This window comes from Blautia sp. HA3515, from assembly GCF_059933065.1.
Map to the genome: position 1 here is coordinate 1 of NZ_JAYFUY010000053.1, position 2248 is coordinate 2248.

The window sequence follows — 2248 nt, forward strand, 5'->3', positions numbered from 1 at the left end:
GTTACTGTTCAGAGGCATGCATAAGTCATTGTAAAAAATGACGAAATTTATTTTTTTATTTTGTGGATAATCATTTTCGGCAGATAAAACTATGTGTATAGTTTTTTCTGCCGTTCTTTTTCAGAAAAGTTATGCACCGGATTTTAGTTTTTACAGTTTATTTTTAAAGTTTCGGGGCGTACATTAATGCTTTTTTATTTTAAAAGTAATTACTTATCCACAGTCAGATTGACGAAAGGACGTTTTCCAGTCGTTCGCTTTTTTCCTGTGTTTCTGTTATACTTTTTCTCAAGAAAGAGAGGTTTCCTTATGGACATTGATTTAAAAGAAGAACTCAGAAAACGTGATAAACTCCTTGCCGGTTATCTCAAACAGATTGAGATCCAGGAGGAATTTATACAGAAACAGAAAGAATTGATTGAATATCTGGAAGACCATATTTCAAAGATCACAGACATTATCAGCGGCGTTTGATTATAACTGTACTGGAGGAAAACATATGCCTGATGCGTATGATCACATCTCACTTATATGTCGGCTGAAAGCCACACAGACAAGAAATAAAGAATTGGAATCCGGTGAACGGTATGTTAAGTTGAAAGAACTCCACAAAAAGGAGTGCAGAGCCTATGAACATAAGATCCAGGCACTGCAGACGGAGGTAGCGGATGCTCATAAAGAAACGATCCGTGTCCGCAACTACTGGTTTCAGGTACTGGAGGATATGCTCCTGGAGTTTGAGGCGATACAGAAAAAAGCGGACCAGGAACTCCAGGCGATGGAGAAACGCGCCCTTCTTGCTGAGAAACAAAGAGATGATGCATTGGATAAGGCAAAAGAATTCCGCCTTAAGTTCTATGAAACAGCTGCTGAGCTGGAAGAAGAACAGGGAAAGAACCTGAAACTTCATGCACAGATCAACCGTGATTATGAAAATTCATCTATTCCTTCTTCAAAAGCCATCCGGCGGAAAAAGATTGCAAATAGCAGGGAAAAAACAGGACGGAAACCCGGCGGACAGCCAGGACATAAAGGGCATGGCCGAAAAAAGCAGGAGCCTACACAGCCGGTAATCCTCCTTCCGCCACCAAAAGAAGTGCTTGAAGACTGTGCTTTTAAAAAGACGGCAAGAACAATTATAAAACAACTGGTAAGTATCCGTATGGTCCTGGATGTAACAGAATACCATGCAGATGTTTATTATAACAGCCAGACCGGCGAACGTGCACACGCTGCATTTCCGGATGGTGTTATTGATGATGTGAATTATGATGGCAGCATCCGGGCATTTTTGTTCCTTCTGAACAATGACTGCTGTACCTCTATTGATAAGAGCAGGAAGTTTCTGTCTGATCTGACGGATGGAAAACTGAATATTTCTAAAGGCATGATAAGTAAACTCAGCAGGGAGTTTGCTTTAAAAACAGAACCTGAGCGCAAGGCAGCCTATGCAGACATGCTGCTTTCCCCTGTTATGCATACAGATTGTACAAACGGCAGGGAAAACGGAAAAAGCTGTCAGATCTATGTCTGTGCCACACCAGACGGAAAAGCATTATATTTCGCCCGTGAGAAAAAAGGACACGAGGGAGTAAAAGGGACTGTTATAGAAGATTATCAGGGGATCCTTGTCCATGACCATGATATTACCTTTTATAATTATGGAGCGGATCACCAGGAATGCCTTGCCCATGTGCTGCGTTACCTGAAAGGCAGCATGGATAATGAACCAGACCGCACCTGGAACAAAGAGATGCGTTCACTGGTACAGGAGATGATCCATTTCCGAAACGAATGCCAGACATTTCAGGAACCGGATCCGGTAAAGGTATCTGAATTCGAAAAAAGATACCGTGAAATACTGGAAACAGCCAGGGCGGAATACGGAAATGTTCCGGCAAATAATTATTACAGAGACGGGTATAATTTATTCCTGAGAATGGAAAAATATATGCAGAACCATCTGCTGTTCCTGCATGATCCCCGGATACCTGCCACTAATAATGAAGCCGAAAGGCTTCTAAGAAACTATAAGCGGAAACAGGCGCAGGCTGTGACATTCAGGAGTTTCGAAAGTATCGATTATCTCTGCCAATGCATGAGCATGCTTGTTTTGATGCGACTGGAAGAACCAGCGAATATGTTTGACAGAGTGTCCAGGATATTTGGATAAGAAAACCGATGGCTTTGACTGTTATTAGTCTACACCATCGGTTTTCTCATGTCCAGATAACCTCTGAACAGTAAC

The 2248-nt window shown here is 41.9% G+C and carries 2 protein-coding genes; both read left to right on the plus strand.

Annotated elements, in window-relative coordinates; genetic code table 11:
- The first annotated feature begins 309 nt into the window (after positions 1–309).
- The gene (locus R1Y93_RS03845) at positions 310–474 is read left to right on the plus strand and encodes a hypothetical protein (RefSeq protein ID WP_186900840.1); all 165 of its coding nucleotides are present in this window, start codon (positions 310–312) and stop codon (positions 472–474) included.
- A gap of 25 nt (positions 475–499) precedes the next feature.
- The gene (locus R1Y93_RS03850) at positions 500–2173 is read left to right on the plus strand and encodes an IS66 family transposase (RefSeq protein WP_500821690.1); all 1674 of its coding nucleotides are present in this window, start codon (positions 500–502) and stop codon (positions 2171–2173) included.
- Positions 2174–2248 lie beyond the last annotated feature (75 nt).

Coding starts and splice junctions, on each gene's coding strand:
- R1Y93_RS03845 (WP_186900840.1), top strand. CDS start 310: ATGGACATTGATTTAAAAGAAGAACTCAGAAAACGTGATAAACTCCTT.
- R1Y93_RS03850 (WP_500821690.1), top strand. CDS start 500: ATGCCTGATGCGTATGATCACATCTCACTTATATGTCGGCTGAAAGCC.